We start from the raw sequence: 19,348 nt of genomic DNA, 5'->3' as shown, positions 1-19,348 counted from the left end.
AATCGCGAAGCGCTCATCGTGCCGACGGGGTGCGGGAACCCCCGCAAAACACCGGAGGCGTCGCGATGACCAGTGCCGAAACCATCACCAGGGCCGAGGTGTGCGCAGTCGCCTGCGCGGAGATCTTCAGCGGCGCGGGGGAAATCATGGCCAGCCCGATGTCGCCGATGTCGATCATCGGTGCACGGCTGGCCAAGCTCACTACCGAACCCGACCTGCTGCTCTCCGACGGCGAGGCGCTCTTGCTTGCCGAGACTCCCCCGATCGGCGGCGAGGCGACCATCGAGGGCTGGATTCCGTTCCGGAAGGTGTTCGATGTCGTGGCGTCCGGTCGACGTCATGTGGTGATGGGAGCCAACCAGATCGACCGATTCGGCAATCAGAACCTCTCGGCGTTCGGCCCGTTGCAGCAGCCCACTCGGCAGATGTTCGGCGTACGAGGCGCACCGGGCAACACGCTCAACCACGCCACCAGCTACTGGGTTTCGCGGCACACCAGGCGGGTCTTCACCACCCGAGTCGACGTCGTCTCCGGCGTGGGGTACGACAAAGTGGACCCGGCCAACTCCGCGTTCCGATTCCTGCACCTCCATCGCGTAGTGACCAACCTGGGCGTCTTCGATTTCGAAGGTCCCGGCCACACCATGCGTGCCCGCAGCCTGCACCCCGGTGTCACCGCCGACGAGGTTGCCGAGAACACCTCATTCGAGATCGCTGGGCTCGCCGACGCGGGCGAAACCCGTCCGCCCACCACCGAAGAGCTGCGGCTGATCCGAGAGGTGCTCGATCCCGAGAAGATTCGGGAAAACGAGGTCCCGAGCGCCGGCGAGGTGGCGTCATGACCGCGCACCTGCGCACCGCGCTGACCGACCTGGTCGGCATCGAGCACCCGATCGTGCAGACCGGCATGGGCTGGGTTGCGGGCCCGAGCCTGGTCTCGGCCACCGCGGAGGCGGGCGGGCTCGGTGTCCTTGCCTCGGCCACGATGACCTTCGCGGAGCTGGAGGCGGCGATCGCGAAGACCAAGGCACACACATCGAAACCGTTCGGCGTGAACATCCGCGCCGACGCCACCGACGCCGCAGAGCGGATCGATCTGCTGATCCGCCAGAAGGTGGCTGTCGCCTCGTTCGCGCTCGCTCCCAGACAGGACTTGATCGCCAAGCTGAAAGACGCCGGGGTGATGGTGATCCCGTCGATCGGCGCGGCAAAGCACGCGGTGAAAGTCGAGGCTTGGGGCGCGGACGCGGTGATCGTGCAGGGCGGTGAGGGCGGCGGGCATACCGGCCCGATAGCCACCACGCTGCTGCTTCCCTCGGTGCTGGACGCGGTGGACATTCCCGTGGTCGCGGCGGGCGGGTTCTTCGACGGGCGGGGTCTCGCCGCTGCGCTGGCCTACGGCGCGGCGGGTGTCGCAATGGGCACCCGGTTCCTGCTCACCCAGGAAAGCACGGTGCCCGACGCCGTGAAGCAGGAGTACCTTCGCAGGAAGTTACAGGACACGGTGGTGTCGCTGAAGGTCGACGGCATGCCGCACCGCGTGCTGAACACCGAACTTGTCCAGCGCCTGGAACATTCGGGCCGCTGGCGTGGTCTGACCGCAGCGGTATCCAATGCCGCGAAGTTCAAGAGCATGACCGGGATGAAGTGGTCCGCCCTGGTCCGCGACGGTCTGGCGATGCGAAAGACCAAGGACCTCAGCTGGTCCCAGGTCGTCATGGCAGCCAATACACCGATGTTGTTGCGTGCGGGGCTGGTCGAAGGGAATACCCAGGCCGGTGTCCTCGCGGCCGGGCAGGTCACCGGGATCATCGAAGATCTGCCCACCTGCGAGGAATTGATCGACCGGATCGTCACGGACGCGGTCGCGCGGATCGAGTCGATCGGCGCGCTCACCGGCCGCGCGGATGCTGCTTCCGAGTGAAGTGGAGGGCTGCCTTCGGCCTGGTGGGGCCGAAGGCAGCTCGCTCCGATAGCGAACTCTGCGCGATTGCCACCGAACGCAGCTGTGTGGTCGTAGCAGCGGCGTCAGAAACTTCCGAACAGCAACAGTAACGCGAACTCGCACACCACTATTCGATGGAAGCGACCGAGCTGCCCGACAGTGGACGAACAACGATCCCAACGCTCCCCAGCGCTGGTCAGCCGGATTCGCGCGGATCCGTGATACTGCACCGTGTGAGTGCATGTCGTGGCCAACGGGCAGAGAGACCAGTACGATGACAGTGCTACCGGTTCGCTTGCCAGATGGTTTGATACTGCGATCCGCGATTCCGGGCGACCGTGACGCGTTCGTGTCTCTCCAGTCCGATGCCCATAAGGATTCCGACGGCAAACCTAATGCGGCCGTCGGCGCTTGGAGCGCTGAGCTTTTCGATCGCGCACATCCCACCATGGAACTGGCGGACATCACGGTGGTGGAGGATCCGGCGACCGGTGCGCTCGTATCCGGTCTGACCCTGGTGCCGCAGACCTGGTCCTACGGCGGGATTCCGTTCGGCGTCGGCCGACTGGAACTGGTGGCGACTCATGCCGACTATCGCAGGCGGGGGCTCATCGGTCGCCAGTTCGAGGCGCTGCACGAGCGCGGTGCGAGCCGCGGCCAGCTGATGCAGGTGATCACCGACCTGATGTTCTTCCATCAGGAGCATGACTATCACGCGGTGCTCACCCAACGCGCGGGTCGGGGCGGCTGGACGCGCGACCTGCCGTCGGCGCCCTCGGCGGGCGAGCCTGCGGGGTTGCGTTGTGCTACTGCGGCCGACGCGCCTTTCCTCGAGAGTGTCGACCGCCATGCCGGGTCTCGGGCATTGCTCACTTGCACACGCGACCGAGCTCTGTGGGAATACGAACTGACCGGCCGAAGCCGCGACAACATGATGCGCGACGAAATCTTCGTCATCGAGCAGGGCGATCGACCGGTGGGCTATGCACTGTCGGGTTATGGGGGCATTCCCAGTTTTCCCATTCCCAGCTGGCTGCCCGGGCAGCCGTGTCCGGAATCGGTGACTTCTATCTCCGGGCTCGAATTGGTGCCGGACGCGTCCTGGTCGGAAATCCTGCCGAGCATATTGCGGCAGACGACGGGCGCGGACGGATACATGCTGTGGCTGGGCACCGAGCACCCCGCCTATCAGCTGCTGAGCGATCTACTGGTACGACGGCCGCCGGACATCGGCTGGTTCCTTCGGATTCCGGATCTCGTCGCGTTTCTTCGCCACGTCGCACCTGTGCTGGAGAAGAGGCTGGCCGATTCGGCCTTCCGCGGGCATACCGGCACGCTGCGGCTGCATTTCTACACCTTCGGCTTGCGACTGCGCTTCCATGGCGGAGAACTGGCCGATATCGACCGGTGGCCGGAGCACGCCAGGCGTTCCTCGGATGCCTCCATGCCGGTCGCGATGTTCTTGTCGCTGCTCTTCGGTCACGCCGACCTGGCAGAACTCGCCCCGGCGTATGCCGACCATCGACTGCAGACCCAGCTCGCAGCGGCGCTGCTCGCCACCCTCTTTCCCAAGCTTCCCTCGCGAATCTGGCCAGTGATCTGATCATGAAGGAATTCTCGTGACTCTGCTCGAAACCATAGCCGCACAAAGAATAAGAGATGAATATCGCGCTCGCACGCCGAAATCTCTGCGGTTACACGAGGACGCCAAGAAATGGCTACCCGGAGGCGATACCCGGACAATCAGCCATTTCACGCCATACCCCACCTTCATGAACCATGGCGCCGGTTGCGTGATGACCGATGTCGACGACAACGATTATCTCGACTTCTACAACAACATGAGCGCTACCGTGCACGGTCATTGCCATCCCGCACTGCTCGCGGCGGCGGCAGAACAAATCGGCAAGAGCTCCGCCCTCGGCACGCCCGTGGAGGTGCAGGCTCGACACGCGGCCGTGGTGTGCGAGCGCGTTCCATCGATCGACAAAGTGCGGTATTGCAATTCGGGCACCGAGGCGACCATGCTCACCATACGGGCCGCGCGTGCGTTCACCGGTCGTGACGTCATCGTCAAGATCGACGGCGGCTACCACGGCCTGCACGACGACGCGCAGATCAACATGTTCACGGGCCTGACCGACCCGACGTATCCACAGGAAGGCCTGCCGGAGTCCTTCCCGCGTGCCCAGCCTGCGCGCGGGGTACCCAAGACGCGGATGCGCGAGGTGATGTTGCTGCCGTACAACGATCTGGCGGCCGCGCGGGAATTGTTGGCTTTGCACGCCGAGCGGATCGCCGCGATCATTGTGGAACCGATGATGGGTGCGGCAGGCGGTATTCCAGGCGACGTCACCTATCTGCGTGGCCTGCGTGAACTCACCACCGCTCATGACGTGTTGCTCATCTTCGACGAGTGCGCCACCTTCCGGATGGGGCCCCTGCAACTTCGCTACGACATCACGCCGGATCTCACCTCGCTCAGCAAGATCATCGGCGGCGGCTTCCCGCTGGGCGCCTTCGGCGGTCGCGAGGACATCATGGCCCAGTTCGACCCCACCCGACCCGGTCACGTCTATCACGCGGGCGCGTTCGGCGGGAACAATATGAGTCTGGCCGTCGGGCTGGCCGCGCTCGACACCTACGGCCCCGCCGAAGTGGAGCAGCTCAACGCGAAAGGCGAGCGGCTGATCCAGGACCTCCCCGAAACGGCACGCCGGGCGGGCGTACAACTGCAGATGACCGGCATCGGATCGCTGATGCACCTGCACTGGGGCCACGGGCCGATCAACAATCCGCAGGATGCTCTGGCCCGCCGCGCCGGCTTGGCGGAACTGCCCGAGTTGTTTCACCTCGCGCTGCTCAACCGGGGTATCTACACGGCGCGCCGCGGCTTGTTCGCGCTGTCCACCCCGATGACCGACCACCATATCGAGACGTTCATCGACGTCGTGCACGACGTGCTGCTGGAGCTCGCCCCCTACATCAGCACGCACGTTCCACACCTGCTCGTCGAGAATGCGGGACACTGATATGGACCCGGTCGAGTGGGGCGTCGCCGAAGCGGCGGCTCATATCAAACGAGGTTCGGTGTCCGCGATGGAATATGCTCGGGCGCTGCTGGATCGGATAGACGAACATCGCGCACTCGGCGCCTTCATCACCGTACGCGCGGAGGCGGTGCTCGCCGCCGCCGAACAAGCCGACGCAGCGCGATCGAGCGGTGCGGTACTCGGACCTTTGCACGGCGTGCCGCTCGCCATCAAAGACAACATCGACACCGCCGACCTACCCACCACCGGTGGCACGCCCGCCCTGCGCGAGCACCAGCCGTCCGCCGACGCCGACGTGGTGCGCCGACTGCGGGGTGCCGGAGCGCTGGTGTTGGGCAAAACCAACCTGCACGAGCTGGCTTACGGCATGACCAGCAATAACGGTTCTTACGGCCCGGTTGCCAATCCGTACCGGCCGGACCGGATAGCGGGGGGCAGTAGCGGAGGCACCGCCGCGGCGGTTGCCGCCCGGTTGGCGCCCGCTGGATTGGGTACCGACACCGGCGGTTCGGTGCGGATGCCCGCGAGCCTGTGCGGCGTGGTCGGCTTCCGCCCCACCGTGGGCCGCTACTCGCAGCGGGGCCTCATCCTGGTGTCCGGCACCCGCGACACGGTCGGGCCGTTGGCCAAGACCGTCGAGGATGTGCGGCTGCTGGATTCGGTCCTGAGCGGGGTTCCCGAGCCGGAGGACATCACGTTCCCGCCGGTGCGGCTCGGCGTCGTGCGCCGTCCCTTCGTCGAGGGACTTGCCCCCGACCTGGCGGAATGTTTCGAACGACGCACGGCTCAGCTCGCTGCCGCCGGGGTCGAGATCGTGGAGCTGGAACTTCCCTCGCACACCGGTGACCTCATCGCCAAAGCTGGTTTCCCGATTGCCTTCTACGAGACACCAATCGAACTGCAGACCTACCTGACGACGCGCAATATCGCCATGTCGTTGCCCCAGTTCGTCGCGTGCTGCGGAAGCCCCGATGTCGAACAACTCCTCACCGGACTTTTGGGCACGGACGCGATCTCGCCCGACGATTACACGGCCGCGATGACGCGCTATCGGCCCGAGTTGGACGCGCTGGTGCGCACCAGCCTGGCCACGCACCGGCTCGACGCGTTGCTGTGGCCGACCACGCCGGTCACCGCAGCGCCGATCGGGGCCGACGAGGTGGAGTTGGGCGGCGAGCTGGTTTCGGCGTTCCTCGCGTACAGCCGCACCACCAACCTCGGCAGCATTCTCGGTTGGCCCGGCGTCAGTGTGCCTGCCGGACTGGACAACGCCGGGCTGCCGATAGGGATCGCACTGGACGGACCGCCCGGCAGCGACAGCCGTCTGCTGCGGATCGCCCGCACCTGTGAGCAGCTGTTCGGACCGCTGCCGATTCCGCGAGCGACCTCGGTTTCCGGCGGGGGTCGCGATGATTCCCTATCGTGAGGTGATCGCGGGTCCTGAGTTACGCACCAGGTTCCCCGACACCGAACTTGTGTCCGAATACCTGGCGGCAGGCAGCCCGGCCGGTGAACTCATCTATCTAGGTTTCGGCGAAACGTGGACCAGGACCGCGCCCGGCTTGGCCGCGGGATTGGCCGCGCTGCCGACGCACACACACGGATACGTCATCTCGCAGTACGGTCTGCCCCGCCTGCAACGCATCCTGCGTTCGTATATCACTCGCACGCACGGGCTCGGGCCGGAATTCTCCCGGGATTACGAAGTCGCGGTGACCGCGGGTGGTACGAGAAACGCAATGTTCGACTTCGGACGGATGCTGCGCGCCGACGGCGTCGCCACGGTGCTCGCGCCCATGCCGGGCTGGGACTACGCCGGAGTCTTCGGGCCGCTCGGCTATCGGATGCGCTATTACCCGTTGGACGCGGGCCAACCCGTCACCACCGACCTCGTCATAGACGACAAAACGCTGCTGGTGATCAACGCCCAGCACAATCCCACCGGCGCCAACTGGCGGCCCGAACTCGTCCGCCAGTTGCTCGAAACGGCGCGAACGGCCGGCGCAGCGATCTTGCTGGACGATGCGTACTTCGGGGTCCACGATCCCGAACGGACACCGACATCCGCCCTGCGCCTGCTATTGCGGGAGACGCCCGGATCGCGCTGGCTGGCCGTCCGGTCGCTGGGAAAGCAATTTCATTGCAGCGGTTGGGGAATAGGCGCGGCGACAGCGCATCCCCACACGCTCGACGCGTTGGTCAACCAATGGCAGTTTCAGCGAAGTTTCGCCAGCGCCATTCCTCTTCAGGAGGCGATGGCCAGCTGGCTCTCCGATCCGGCGTCCGAGCGTTACCTCGCCGAACAGGGGCGGGAATACACCGAAAAACGGTCTGCCGTCCATGATTCGCTGTGCACCGAACTCGGCTATCCGACGGGCCTGGCGCAAGTCGGCGAGTTCGCGCCGTTCGCGCACGTGCCGTTGCCTCGGGCACAGCGGCACGGTTCGGTGGCGCAGTTCCGTCGCGAATGCCTGCGGCAGGCGGGCGTGCTGGTGGGGGTCGACCGGTGGGACGCCGAAAACAGTGACCGATCACCGTGCTACCGGCTGTATTTGGGTCCGCCGCTTCCGGTGATCACCGAGGCGCTCACCCGGATGAGTAAGGCAGGCTATGGATACTGACCTGGCCCAGCTGACCTACGCCGACTACCTGCGCCTGGACCGGGTGCTCGGCGCGCAACAGCCGCGCACCGATCCCGAACAGCACGACGAGATGATGTTCATCATCTGCCATCAGGTCACCGAACTATGGCTCAAACTGTTGTTGCACGAGCTGTCCGCCGTCCGGGACGCATTCCGTGCGGACACCCCGGCGCTGCCCACCTTGTCCCGCGCCGACCAGGTGCTGTCGCGGCTGAACGATCAGTGGGCGGTTTTGGACACGTTGTTGCCCACCGCATTTCACCTGCTACGTCCCTACCTGGGCCGGGCATCCGGCCTGTATTCGAAGCAATATCGGGACCTGGAGTACCTGCTCGGAAAACGGCACTCCGGCTGGCGAAATTTCGCGGCCCGCTATGCCACCGAGCCGAGCCTGTTCGACGAACTGATTCGTTATATACACCGGCGCGGCCACGCCGTGCCCGAGCACTATCTGGAACGGGACTGGAGTCGACGCCGGGAATCCACACCTGAACTGTTCCAGGTGTTCCATCGAATTCAGGCCGACGAGCAGGGTGTCGAGTATCAGATCGCTACACATCTCGTTGCCATCGATGGACACCTGCGGGAATGGCGGCGGCGTCATCTCCAAATCGTGCAGAAGCATCTCGGCAGCACCCCGGGCACCGCGGGCACCTCGGGCGCACGCTATCTCGAAGCCACCGTCGACGACGTGTTCTTCCCCGAACTGATTCGGCCACAGGATGTTTGACCAGATTTTCGTCGCCGATGCGGCGTGGCTCGGCGCGGACACCCTCGCCGGGCCCACCGCGGTGGGCGTGTGCAGCGGCGAGATCAGCTGGGTCGGCCCGCCGACCGCGGCCCCTCCCGCCGTGCGACGAACACATTTCGACGGGATACTGCTGCCCGGTCTCACCGACCACCATGTGCACACAGCCCTGATCGACCCCACCGAACTCCTGGCGGCCGGAGTGACCACCCTGGTCGATCTGGGCGGCGTACCCAGCATCCTCTGGCCCCTGGTCGAGCGTTCGCACCACGATCCTGAACTGCCGAGAATCCGCGCAGCGGGACCCTTCCTCACCTCACCCGGCGGTTATCCCACCCAACAGGATTGGGCACCACCCGGGATCGCGCTCGAAGTCGACGATCCGCATTCGGCCACCGAGGCCGTCGAATCGCTACTTCCCCACCGGCCGGCAACGATCAAAGTCGCCCTCAATTCCGAGGCGGGCCCGGTCATCGATGACGCAACCTTGCACACAATCGTTCGCGCGGCGACCGCCCACCGCATTCCGGTGACCGCTCATACCCAGGGGGTGGGCCAAACCCTTCGGGCGTATCGGGCCGGGGTACGGGTGCTCGCGCACACGCCGTGGACGGAAACCCTCACGGACGAACTGATCAACGATCTCGCTCGCAGCACAACGATTATTTCCACCCTCGACATCCACGGCTGGGGAACTCCTACCCGTGACCGAGCGACCGCCTTGCACAATCTCCGTCGTTTCCATGCCGCAGGCGGCATGGTCCGTTACGGCACCGACCTGGGCAATGGTCCGCTGCCGCGGTCGGTCGATGCCCGAGAAGTCGCCGCCCTCAACGAAGCCGGGCTGAACCCCGCCGACATCCTGCGGGCGATCACCAACTCACCTCTGCGCCCCGGCGCCATCGCTGACCTCACCGCCGTCCCAGCGGATCCGACCACGAACCCCGACGCGCTCAGTCAAGCAATCACGATCCACAAGGCCTGTCGCGCTCATCGATGAGAGATCAACGGCGGAAAAGCTTGCGGGGCAGGCGGATTCGATAGATTTAGCGAACTGGTACCAACGGCTGCCCCCGCATCCATACCCCGTTTGCCCGCCGGGCATCTCGGGGTGATGATCGTCGAAAATCACGTATGCCCACGCCGTCCAGACAAAACAGGACCGATCACGATATGGATACTACGACGCTTGCGCTGCTACCCAAGTTCGTGCTGGGCAGCACGGGTCTCGACCAAGCAGCACGAGGACGACTGGCCCTCGAGGCGGGCCTGGAACATTGGATGACCAAGTGTGATATCGACCGCGTCGCGGGCGGCTGGGACAACTAGCACGACAGTCCTATTTCGTTATCTTGTAATCGGTTGCGTCGGCACGCGGCTTGCGGGTGGCGGCGCCAGTGGGTCGGGTCATCCCGGAACACAGTCTCGCCACTCATCGTCGGACTCTGCTCGATAACGACCGGCTGTGTGTTTCCTGGGAATCGGCCAGCCGATCTGCGGGTTTCGGCTCGCCGCGCTCTAGTCTCGAACAAGCTCGCTCAGAACAGTTTTCACGGACGAGCAGATCATTTTCGCGGCTCGTTCCGACGAATTGTTCGAGAAAGGTCTCTCCATGACAGAGAGAGTCATTACCGCTGGACGCGCCATGGCCAGGGTGGCTTTCGCCGGCATGATCGCAGTCGGCCCTGCCGTTCTGCTGGCGCATCCCGCCCTGGCCTCGCCTGCGGTTCCAGCGCAATCAGGCACCCACAGCGGCATCACCCTCCAGCAGCTGCAGTCACCGCCGCCGGAGTGCCCACCCCCGCCGAACGGTCCTCCGCCGCAGGGCGCTCCACCTCCGGATGGATCTTCCCCACCTCCGCCACACGGCGGACCGCCACCGGACGGGGCTCCCCCGCACGGAGCACCGCCGCCGGATGGCCCGCCACCACACGGGGCACCGCCACAAGGTTTTCCGAAGCCGCCGCCAGGATGCCCGCCTCCGCACCACTGACGCCTTCGGGTGGATATTCCTCTGATCCGCGCCCTCTGTCGTCACCGGACGCCCTCATACGGGTATCCAGTGACGGCAGAGGGCGTTCGGCCCGTTATGGGGACAACTCGGATACGGATCACGGTGGAGTGTCGGCCATATCACGACGGGTGATGCTGCCCGGCGTGCCGCAGGGCTCGAGTAATCGGCGGTGCTAGCTTTCCCCTGCTCCACAAACGAAACCGATCGACAGGGAGGTTTGGTAGTGGGAAACAGATCTGTTCGAGCCGTCGTATCGATTGCCGCGGTCGCTGCCGGTGCGCTGACTTCAGGACTTGCCGCGCTGCCCGCAACGAGCGAAATGACCAGCGGCACTGTGGCATATCTTGCGCAGGACAACAACTCCGGTCAAGTGTCCGACGAGGGTGGTAAGAGCGGCGGAAGTGGTGATGCGGACGGCGAAGGGAAAGGCAAGGGGAAAGGAAAAGGGAAGGGCAAGGGGAAGGGAAAAGGCAAAGGAAAAGGCGGCGACGAGTAGCCCACAGCCCAATGTACAGCCGAGCGGCACCTTTGCCCGACGTGCCGCTCGGCGGTACGGAGTCAGTGCGACAGCCGCTCGATGATGGTGACGTTGGCGGTGCCGCCGCCCTCGCAGATGGTCAGCAGTCCGTAGCGCCCGTTGATCCGCTCCAGTTCGTTGAGCAGCGTCGCGAAAAGCTTGGCGCCGGTGGCGCCGAGGGGGTGGCCGAGGGCGATCGCGCCGCCGTTCACGTTCACACGCTCCGGGTCGGCGCCGGTCTCCTGCAACCAGGCCAGCACAACCGGCGCGAACGCCTCGTTGATCTCCACCACATCGATGTCGTCGATAGTGAGGCCGGTCTTCTCCAACGCCCATTTGGTGGCCGGAATCGGCGCGGAGAGCATGAAGATCGGGTCAGCGCCGCGCGCGCTCACATGGTGGATGCGCGCCCGCGGCGTCAAACCGTATTCCCGCACCGCCCACTCCGAGGCGAGCAGCGTCGCGCTGGCGCCGTCGGAAATCTGGCTCGCCACAGCGGCGGTCAGCGGGCTGCCCTCGGCGAGCGCGGGCAGCGTGGCCATCTTCTCCAGGCTCGTCTCGCGTGGGCCCTGGTCGATCCAGAAGTCGCCGACCGGCACGATCTCGTTGTCGAAGCGGCCGTTCTTGATGGCGTCGCGTGCCCGCTCGTGGCTGCGCAACGCCCACCGTTCCATGTCCGCCCTGCTGATGCCCCACTTCTCGGCGATGAGCTGAGCGCCGCGGAACTGCGACACCTCGCCGGTGCCGTAGCGGTGGTCCCAGCCCTGCGCGCCGACGAACGGCGACTCGAAGCCGTACTCCTTGCCCGCGAGCATGGCCGCGGAGATCGGGATGGCGCTCATGTTCTGCACGCCGCCCGCGATGATCACCTCGGCGGTTCCGCTCATGATGGCCTGTGCGCCGAAATTGATGGCCTGCTGGCTGGATCCACACTGCCGGTCGACGGTGACACCGGGAACCTCTTCGGGGTAGCCCGCGGTCAGCCACATGGTGCGGCCGATGTTTCCCGCCTGCGGCCCCACATTGTCGACGCAACCTACGACCACGTCGTCCACGCTGCCAGGGTCGATCGGCGTGCGGTCCAACAGACCGCGCAGCGCGGCCGCGCCGAGGTCGGCGGGGTGCACACCCGCCAGTGCGCCGCCACGCTTGCCGACCGGGGTGCGGACCGCATCGATCACGTAGGCGTCGTGCAGGGGGGAGTAAGGGCGACGGGACGCGGAAGGTGCTGACATGTAAGGACTCCTACGTGGTGCGCTCGGGGACGGTGAGCCCGTCGAGCACGATGGTCAGGTACTGCTTGGCGAGGTTGTCGACGGTGATGGCGCCACCTGGCCGGTACCACCGCACCGCGACCCACACCGTGTCGCGCAGGAACCGGTAGGCCAGTTCGACGTCGAGTTCCGGCCGGAAACTGCCGTCCTCGACGCCGTTGGTCAACACCCGGTGCCAGAGTTCGCGGAATTCGCGGTTGTAGTCGGCGATGTAGGTGAACCGCTCCGCGGTGCGCAGGCGCTTGGCCTCGGCCTGGTAGATAGCCACCGCGGCGTGCCAGCGGTTGAACGACTCGTAGGACGCGAGCACCAAGGCTTCCAAGGTGTCACGCGAACTCAACCCGGCGGCCACGATCTCGCGGTAGCGGCCGAACAGGTCATCGAGGAAGCCGCGCAGTATCTCGTCCACCATCGACTCCTTCGAATCGAAATGGTGATAGAGGCTGCCCGACAGGATTCCGGCCGCATCGGCGATGTCGCGCACCGTGGTGGCGCGCAGTCCTCGCTCGGCAAACAGTTCGGCAGCCAGTGCGAGCAGTTCGTTGCGCCGTGCTGATTTCGATGCGTCTGGTGCGGTCACGTGGCACATAATACAACCAAGCATTTGCTTGGTCGAGCGGTGCGGTGCGTGCCTCAGCGCGCCGAGTAGCGCAGTGGCGAGGAGACCGACAGGTCGGCGAGCAGCCGATCACAGATCACCACCGGTGACACACCGGCCCTGGCCATCCGCGTGACGAGTGCGAGACGACGCTCGCAGCTGTCCCATTCGACGGTGAGCTCGCCGCGGCCCGGTCCGGCGTCCACCGTGGCCATCACCCGCGGCGGGCCGTAGCGCATCGGCTCCTCGATCAGTTTGAGCAGCATGCCGCGCTGCCAGGCACGATAGGTATCCATGTCCGCGGCGAGCACCAGCTTGTCGGTGGCGGCGCACAGACCCCGGGCGACCTCGTCCGCGAAGGCCACCCGGTCGAACCGGAACTTCCGACACTTCGCGACGACGGCGAGCAGATCTGCGCGGACCTCGCACAGCAGCGCGTACTGGCGTTGTCTGCGCCGATCCTCTTCGATTTCGGAAGTGTCGAATTCGGAGCTCAGCCCGATGCGTCTGGCGCGCTCCCGATCGCGGGCCAGATCGGCGCGCAGTGCGCCGCGCGGGTCACGGGCGACCTCGCCTTCGTCGACGGCATGTTCCTCGAGAATCTGCGCGGCACGTATTGCGGTCGCGGATTCGGAGGTGTGCTCGATGAGCTCGGCTCCGAGCGTGAGCGCGGAAAGTATCAAGCTGTCCAGCCGCCGTCTGGCCAGCACGACTTCGCGCACCAATTCGAGTTCCAATTGTTCGCGGGCAGGTGGGCGATCCAGGCCCATAGCCATCGCCCCCTTGGCGAGTGCGAGATGTAATCCCACCCAGCATGGCACACCCGGTCAGCCGACGCCCCATCGTTTTCACACCTCGATCAGCCGCCCACTCTCAGGCGCGTTGGCTGCTGACCGAGACCACCTCGCCGGTCAGGTAGGAGGTGTAGTCGCTGGCCAGCATCGCGATCGTCGCGGCGACCTCCCACGGCTCGGCCGCGCGACCGAATGCCTCGCGCTCGGACAACCGGTCCAGCAGTTCGGTCGAGCTGACCTTGTCCAGAAAGGCATGCCTGGCGATGCTCGGCGCAACGGCGTTGATCCGGACGCCGAGTTCGGCGGCCTCGACCGCGCTGCACCTGGTAAGCGCCATCACACCGGCCTTGGCCGCGGCGTAGTGCGCCTGGCCGTGCTGCGCGCGCCAGCCGAGCACGCTGGCATTGTTCACGATCACGCCGCCGTGGCCGGCGTCGCGGAAGTAGCCCAGCGCTGCGCGGGTGCAGCGGAAGGTGCCGTTCAAGGTGATGTCCAGGACGCGGTCCCACTGCTCGTCGGTCATGTCGACCACCGGCGTCTCACCGCCGAGCCCGGCGTTGTTGACCATGATGTCGATCCGGCCGATGGCCTCGGCAGCGCCGCGCACCAGCGCGTCGACCTGCGCGGTGCTCTGCACGTCACACGCGATCGAGGCGACCCGCCGGTTCGGGAACTCGGCGGCCAGCTCGGTCGCGGTCTCCGCGAGACGCCGCGCGTGCCAATCGGAGACGACCACGTCAGCGCCTTCGGCGAGCAGCCTGCGCGCGGTGGCCGAGCCGATGCCGGTCCCCGCGGCGGCGGTGATCACAGCGGTGCGTCCGGTCAGGAGGCCGTGCCCTGGAACGGGCGCGGGGGCGACCGACAGCGGCCCCGTCACGGGCGCGCCTCGCGCGGCAGGCCGAGCACGCGCTCGGCGATGATGTTGCGCTGCACTTCGTTCGAACCTCCGTAGATGGTGTCGGCGCGGGTGAACAGATACAGCCGCTGCCATTCGTCGAGATCGTCCTCGCCCGCCACCAGCCCTCGCGCGCCGAGCACGGCCATGGCCAGCTCGCCGAGGCCGCGATGCCAGTTGGCCCACAACAGTTTCGCCACCGACGCCTGGCCGCCCCCATCGTCCACGCCCGCGCCCTCCATGGTGCGCATCGCGTGCGCACGCAGAACCCGCAGCCCGACCCAGGCCCGATCGATCCGGTCGGCGATCAGCGGATCGTCGGCCGCGCCGGTGCGACGGGCCAGCGCCTCGACATCGGCCAGCTCACGCGCGAACCGAATCTGCTGACCGAGCGTGGAGATGCCCCGCTCGAAGGTCAGTGTGCCCATGGCGATGCGCCAGCCGTCGCCGGGCTCGCCGACCACCAGGTCGGCCGCGGTGCGCGCGTTGTCGAAGAAGACCTCGTTGAACTCCGAGGTGCCGGTCAGTTGGATGATCGGACGCACGTCGATGCCCGGCTGTTTCATCGGGACGAGCAGGTAGGACAGGCCCTTGTGCCTGGTGGAGCCGCGCTCGGTGCGGGCGACGACGAAGCACCAGTCCGCGACGTGCGCCAGCGAGGTCCAGATCTTCTGACCGTTGATCGACCACTCGCCGCCGTCCAGGTGTGCAGCGGTGCTGATCGCGGCCAGGTCCGAACCCGCTCCCGGTTCCGAATAGCCCTGGCACCACAGTTCGGTGACCGCGCGGATGCCCGGCAGGAACCGGTCCTTCTGCGCTCGGGTGCCGAACGCGAGCAAGGTGGGCCCGAGCAGTTCCTCACCGACGTGCGAGACCCGCGCGGGCGCGTGGGCCTTGGCGTACTCCTCATGGAAGATCACCTGCTGGCGCACGCTCGCCGCGCGGCCACCGTACTCCTTGGGCCAACCCAGGCAGGTCCACCCTGCCGCGGCCAGGTGCCGGTCCCAGGCGAGACGCTCGTCGAAGGCCTCGTGCTCTCGGCCGGGACCGCCGAGGCCGCGCAACTCACGGAATTCTCCGTCGAGGTTCTCCGCCAGCCACTCGCGCACCTCGGTGGCGAATTGTGCGTCTTGCGCAGCGGAAAACCGCCCGTCCGGCGCGGCGGTGTCGGATTCTGAGGTCTGGATCGCACCCACGCCGGTAGGATAACCTACCAAGCACTTGCTTTGTAGAGTGCGGACATGAGTAGCTCGCACGGACGGTGAGGACAACCGTGACAACCCCTGCACAAACGACACCGATGGCACTGCACCACGCCGCCCGCACGTTCGGCGCCACACCGGCCATCGCCGACGGTGCGGTCCGGCTGGACTGGACGCAGCTGCTCGAGGCCGTCCAGGAGGTGGCGCGAGCACTGATCGCGCGCGGTGTGCGCGTCGGGGACCGGGTGGCCATGTGGGCGCCCAACACCCACCACTGGGTGATCGCCACGCTCGGCGCACACTACGCCGGCGCGGCACTGGTGCCGTTGAACACCCGCTATGTCGCCGACGAGGCCGCCGACATGCTCGGCCGGGTGGAGGCAAAGGCCCTTTTCGTCGCAGGGAACTTCCTCGGCCGCGACCGGCTCGCCGAACTGCGCTCTGCCACACGGGATCTCGCCATCGACACGGTGGTGGTCATTCCGGTCGAGGCGGGCGGCGAGAACACCGACATCGCCGCTCTGGACTGGTCGGAGCTGGCGACCGTCGCCGAACCGGTCACGGTGGCCGAGGCGGAGGAACGCGCCGCGGCGATCGGCCCCGACGACATCTCCGACATCCTCTTCACCTCCGGCACCACCGGTCGCAGCAAGGGCACCCTGGTCGCGCATCGGCAGGCGCTGTCGGTGGTGCGGGCCTGGGCGGAATGCGCGACGCTGCGCGGTGACGACCGGTATCTGGTGGTGAGCCCCTTCTTCCACAACTTCGGCTATAAGGCGGGCATCCTCGCTTGCCTGGTCACCGGGGCAACGATCATCCCGCAGGCGACCTTCGACGTACCGGAGACCATGCGCTTGGTCACCGAAGAGAAGGTCACCGTACTGCCGGGGCCGCCGACTATCTATCAGACGATCGTCGACTTCCCCGAGCGCGACAAGTACGATCTGAGCACGCTGCGGGTGGCCGTCACCGGCGCGGCGACGGTGCCCGTCGTGCTGGTCGAGCGGATGCGTTCGGAACTCGAATTCGACGTCGTCATCACCGCATACGGTCTGTCCGAGGCCGCGGGATTCGGCACCATGTGCCGCGCCGACGACGACGCCGAGACCATCGCGAACACCTGCGGCAGACCGATCGCGGACTTCGAATTGCGACTCGGCGAGGCAGGTGAGGTCTTGCTGCGCGGGCCCAACGTGATGCTCGGCTACCTGAACGACCCGGTGAGCACGGCGGAGACCGTCGACACCGAGGGGTGGCTGCACACCGGAGATATCGGCACGCTCGACGACCGCGGGTATCTGACGATCACCGACCGGCTCAAGGACATGTACATCTCCGGCGGCTTCAACGTGTACCCGGCCGAGATCGAGCAGGCGCTGGCCCGACTGGGCGGGGTAGCCGAGTCCGCCGTCGTCGGGGTACCCGACACCAGGATGGGCGAGGTGGGCAAGGCGTACGTGGTACGCAAGCCCGGCTCGCGACTCACCGAGGAGCAGGTGCTCGCCCACGCCACCGCCCTGCTGGCCAACTTCAAGGTGCCGCGGTTCGTCGAGTTCCGAGATCAGCTGCCCTACAGCGCCGCCGGGAAAGTGCTCAAGCGTCAATTACGTGAGGAGAAGTCGTAATGTCGGAACCGGCAATCCCCGACGAGGGCGAAGTCGTCACCTACGAGACGCGGGGCCGCGTCGCGATTGTCACGCTGAACCGGCCGGACTACCGCAACGCGCAGAACTCGGTGATGACCTACGCACTCGACGCCGCCTTCGAGCGCGCCGTGGCGGACCCCGAGGTGGGGGTGATCGTATTGGCAGGCAACGGGAAACACTTCAGCGCCGGGCACGACATCGGCACCCCTGGCCGCGACCACCACGTGCGATACCAGAACAAGGCCGCGCTGTGGTGGGACCACGTCGACCGGGTCGGCGGCGACCAGCGTTTCGCCCGCGAACTCGAGGTCTATCTCGGCATGTGCAGGCGGTGGCGGGATATTCCGAAGCCGACCATCGCGATGGTGCAGGGCGCCTGCATCGCCGGTGGGCTCATGCTGGCATGGGTGTGCGACCTGATCATCGCCTCCGACGACGCGTTCTTCTCCGACCCTGTGGTCCGAATGGGCATTCCGGGCGTCGAATATTTCGCGCACCCCTGGGTGATGGGCCCGCGCGCAGCCAAAGAGTTCCTGTTCACCGGCGATCGATTCGGCGCAACGCAGGCCAAGGAATGGGGAATGGTCAACCGGGTGGTGCCGCGCGCGGAGCTCGAGGCCGAGACCATGGCGCTCGCCGAAAAGATCGCCACCATGCCGCAATTCGGCCTCGCACTGACCAAGAAGGCAGTCAACCAAGCCGAGGACCTGATGGGTATGCGTTCGGGGATGGACTCGGTTTTCGGGCTGCACCACTTCGCACACGCGCACAACGCGGAAGTCGGCGCCGACGCACTGGGCGGCATGAACGCCAAGTCGATGAAGGCCACGGCGAGCACCGCAGAACAGAACGGAACAACGTAGTGGATCTTGATCTCGACCAGGCGACCCGAGAATTTCAGCGGGAGGTCCGCGAATTCCTCGCCGCGAACAAGCCGACCCGACCGCTGCCCTCGATGGACACCAAGGCCGGCTTCGAGGCGCATCGCGGGTGGGAGCGCACCCTCGCCGACGCGCGCCTCTCCGTGGTCGCCTGGCCGGAGGAGTTCGGCGGACGCAACGCCTCGCTGCTGGAATGGGTGCTGTTCGAGCAGGAGTACTACACCGCGGGCGCACCGGGGCGGGTCAGCCAGAACGGCATCTTCCTGCTCGCGCCGACACTTTTCGAGCACGGCACGCCCGAGCAGCTGAAGCGGATCATGCCGCGGATGGCGCGCGGCGACGACATCTGGGCGCAGGCATGGTCCGAGCCGGAGGCGGGCAGCGACCTGGCGGGCATCCGCTCCACCGCCCGCCGCACCACCGGTGGCTGGCTGCTCAGCGGCCAGAAGACCTGGAGTTCGCGCGCCGCTTACGCGGACTGGGCGTTCGGGTTGTTCCGCAGCGATCCGGAGGCCGAGCGGCACAAGGGCCTCACGTACGTGATGTTCCCGCTGACCGCCGACGGTGTGCAGGTGCGCCCGATCCCACAGCTGGACGGCGAGCCCGGCTTCGCCGAGATCTTCCTCGACGATGTGTTCGTGCCCGACCGCGACGTGATCGGCGCGCCGGGCGAGGGCTGGCGGGTCGCGATGAGCACCTCCAGCAACGAGCGCGGCCTCTCGCTGCGCAGCCCGGGCCGTTTCAGCGCCACCGCGCAACGGCTGATCGATCTGTGGCTGGACAGCGGCGACGCTACCAACACCACACAGCGCGACGCCGTGGTGGACGCCTGGATCGGCAGCGAGGCCTACCGGCTGCACACCTTCGGCACCGTCACCCGGCTGGACGAGGGCGGCAAGCTGGGCGCGGAATCCTCGATCACCAAGGTGTTCTGGTCCGAACTCGACATCGCCATGCACGAGACCGCGCTGGCGGTGCTCGGCGGGGCGGCCGAGCGGTCCGGGCCGTGGACCGACGGATATCTGTTCGCGCTGTCCGGTCCGATATATGCGGGCACCAACGAGATTCAGCGCAACATCATCGCCGAGCGGCTGCTCGGACTACCGAGAGGAAGCAGCCGATGAGTGTGCAATACCTGT

19 protein-coding genes are annotated in these 19,348 nt (G+C 66.5%); 13 read left to right on the top strand and 6 right to left on the bottom strand.

From position 1 onward, the window contains the following. Window positions 1–65 precede the first annotated feature (65 nt). The 9 genes from AB4Z47_RS22375 (at window position 66) to AB4Z47_RS22335 (ending at window position 9,717) form a co-directional block, all read left to right on the top strand. Window positions 66–842 (top strand): CoA-transferase subunit beta, encoded by a 777-nt coding sequence (locus AB4Z47_RS22375; RefSeq protein WP_441953269.1) that lies wholly within the window; start codon window positions 66–68, stop codon window positions 840–842. Then, window positions 839–1,924, top strand: a complete 1,086-nt coding sequence (locus AB4Z47_RS22370) for an NAD(P)H-dependent flavin oxidoreductase (protein WP_441953268.1) — start codon at window positions 839–841, stop codon at window positions 1,922–1,924. Before AB4Z47_RS22375 ends, AB4Z47_RS22370 begins: the two co-directional genes overlap by 4 nt. A 262-nt stretch (window positions 1,925–2,186) precedes the next feature. After that, complete coding sequence (locus tag AB4Z47_RS22365; protein WP_441953267.1) at window positions 2,187–3,548, top strand: GNAT family N-acetyltransferase; 1,362 nt, start codon at window positions 2,187–2,189, stop codon at window positions 3,546–3,548. A 169-nt stretch (window positions 3,549–3,717) separates the two neighbouring features. Continuing rightward, complete coding sequence (locus tag AB4Z47_RS22360; protein ID WP_441953266.1) at window positions 3,718–4,977, top strand: aspartate aminotransferase family protein; 1,260 nt, start codon at window positions 3,718–3,720, stop codon at window positions 4,975–4,977. Beyond that, a complete protein-coding gene (gene iaaH / locus AB4Z47_RS22355) occupies window positions 4,964–6,424 on the top strand; it encodes an indoleacetamide hydrolase (RefSeq protein WP_441953265.1) in 1,461 nt (486 codons plus the stop codon). Before AB4Z47_RS22360 ends, iaaH begins: the two co-directional genes overlap by 14 nt. Then, complete coding sequence (locus AB4Z47_RS22350; protein WP_441953264.1) at window positions 6,408–7,619, top strand: pyridoxal phosphate-dependent aminotransferase; 1,212 nt, start codon at window positions 6,408–6,410, stop codon at window positions 7,617–7,619. Before iaaH ends, AB4Z47_RS22350 begins: the two co-directional genes overlap by 17 nt. Next, window positions 7,609–8,370 carry a tryptophan 2,3-dioxygenase family protein gene (locus AB4Z47_RS22345; RefSeq protein WP_441953263.1) on the top strand — a complete coding sequence of 254 codons (762 nt, stop codon included), beginning with the start codon at window positions 7,609–7,611 and terminating at the stop codon, window positions 8,368–8,370. The genes AB4Z47_RS22350 and AB4Z47_RS22345 overlap by 11 nt, the downstream gene beginning before the upstream one ends. After that, window positions 8,363–9,388 carry an amidohydrolase family protein gene (locus AB4Z47_RS22340; protein ID WP_441953262.1) on the top strand — a complete coding sequence of 342 codons (1,026 nt, stop codon included), beginning with the start codon at window positions 8,363–8,365 and terminating at the stop codon, window positions 9,386–9,388. Before AB4Z47_RS22345 ends, AB4Z47_RS22340 begins: the two co-directional genes overlap by 8 nt. Before the next feature lie 173 nt (window positions 9,389–9,561). Beyond that, complete coding sequence (locus AB4Z47_RS22335; RefSeq protein WP_441953261.1) at window positions 9,562–9,717, top strand: hypothetical protein; 156 nt, start codon at window positions 9,562–9,564, stop codon at window positions 9,715–9,717. A 428-nt stretch (window positions 9,718–10,145) separates the two neighbouring features. Here the strand turns inward: AB4Z47_RS22335 and AB4Z47_RS22330 are convergent, their stop codons facing one another. Continuing rightward, a complete protein-coding gene (locus AB4Z47_RS22330; RefSeq protein ID WP_441953260.1) occupies window positions 10,146–10,439 on the bottom strand; it encodes a hypothetical protein in 294 nt (97 codons plus the stop codon). 186 nt (window positions 10,440–10,625) lie between these two features. Here AB4Z47_RS22330 and AB4Z47_RS22325 point away from each other — a divergent pair, with 186 nt between their 5' ends. Continuing rightward, window positions 10,626–10,898 (top strand): hypothetical protein, encoded by a 273-nt coding sequence (locus AB4Z47_RS22325; protein ID WP_441953259.1) that lies wholly within the window; start codon window positions 10,626–10,628, stop codon window positions 10,896–10,898. Between the two features lie 62 nt (window positions 10,899–10,960). Here the strand turns inward: AB4Z47_RS22325 and AB4Z47_RS22320 are convergent, their stop codons facing one another. From AB4Z47_RS22320 to AB4Z47_RS22300, 5 genes are all read right to left on the bottom strand, one after another. After that, the gene (locus AB4Z47_RS22320; RefSeq protein ID WP_441953258.1) at window positions 10,961–12,154 is read right to left on the bottom strand and encodes an acetyl-CoA C-acetyltransferase; all 1,194 of its coding nucleotides are present in this window, start codon (window positions 12,152–12,154) and stop codon (window positions 10,961–10,963) included. Window positions 12,155–12,164: 10 nt separating this feature from the next. Next, on the bottom strand, window positions 12,165–12,782 hold the full coding sequence (locus tag AB4Z47_RS22315) for a TetR/AcrR family transcriptional regulator (protein ID WP_441953257.1): 618 nt from the start codon (window positions 12,780–12,782) through the stop codon (window positions 12,165–12,167). A 44-nt stretch (window positions 12,783–12,826) separates the two neighbouring features. Beyond that, window positions 12,827–13,600: a hypothetical protein gene (locus AB4Z47_RS22310; RefSeq protein WP_441953256.1), complete on the bottom strand. Its 774-nt coding sequence runs from the start codon at window positions 13,598–13,600 to the stop codon at window positions 12,827–12,829. A gap of 64 nt (window positions 13,601–13,664) precedes the next feature. Continuing rightward, window positions 13,665–14,462: an SDR family oxidoreductase gene (locus AB4Z47_RS22305; RefSeq protein ID WP_441953255.1), complete on the bottom strand. Its 798-nt coding sequence runs from the start codon at window positions 14,460–14,462 to the stop codon at window positions 13,665–13,667. Beyond that, a complete protein-coding gene (locus AB4Z47_RS22300) occupies window positions 14,459–15,667 on the bottom strand; it encodes an acyl-CoA dehydrogenase family protein (protein ID WP_441953299.1) in 1,209 nt (402 codons plus the stop codon). Before AB4Z47_RS22300 ends, AB4Z47_RS22305 begins: the two co-directional genes overlap by 4 nt. An 86-nt stretch (window positions 15,668–15,753) precedes the next feature. Between AB4Z47_RS22300 and AB4Z47_RS22295 the strand changes: the two genes are divergently transcribed. Genes AB4Z47_RS22295 through AB4Z47_RS22285 form a run of 3 tightly spaced genes read left to right on the top strand, consistent with a single transcriptional unit; the run spans window position 15,754 to window position 19,333 of the window. Continuing rightward, window positions 15,754–17,307 (top strand): FadD3 family acyl-CoA ligase, encoded by a 1,554-nt coding sequence (locus tag AB4Z47_RS22295; RefSeq protein WP_441953254.1) that lies wholly within the window; start codon window positions 15,754–15,756, stop codon window positions 17,305–17,307. Continuing rightward, window positions 17,307–18,191, top strand: coding sequence for an enoyl-CoA hydratase (locus AB4Z47_RS22290; RefSeq protein WP_441953253.1), 885 nt, complete (start codon window positions 17,307–17,309; stop codon window positions 18,189–18,191). The genes AB4Z47_RS22295 and AB4Z47_RS22290 overlap by 1 nt, the downstream gene beginning before the upstream one ends. Continuing rightward, window positions 18,191–19,333 carry an acyl-CoA dehydrogenase family protein gene (locus tag AB4Z47_RS22285; protein WP_441953252.1) on the top strand — a complete coding sequence of 381 codons (1,143 nt, stop codon included), beginning with the start codon at window positions 18,191–18,193 and terminating at the stop codon, window positions 19,331–19,333. Before AB4Z47_RS22290 ends, AB4Z47_RS22285 begins: the two co-directional genes overlap by 1 nt. The last annotated feature ends 15 nt before the right edge of the window (window positions 19,334–19,348 follow it).

Origin of the sequence: Nocardia sp. 2TAF39, assembly GCF_052114905.1 — a bacterium.
Taxonomy (GTDB): Bacteria; Actinomycetota; Actinomycetes; order Mycobacteriales; family Mycobacteriaceae; genus Nocardia.
This window is presented reverse-complemented; position numbering and strand designations above follow the sequence as displayed.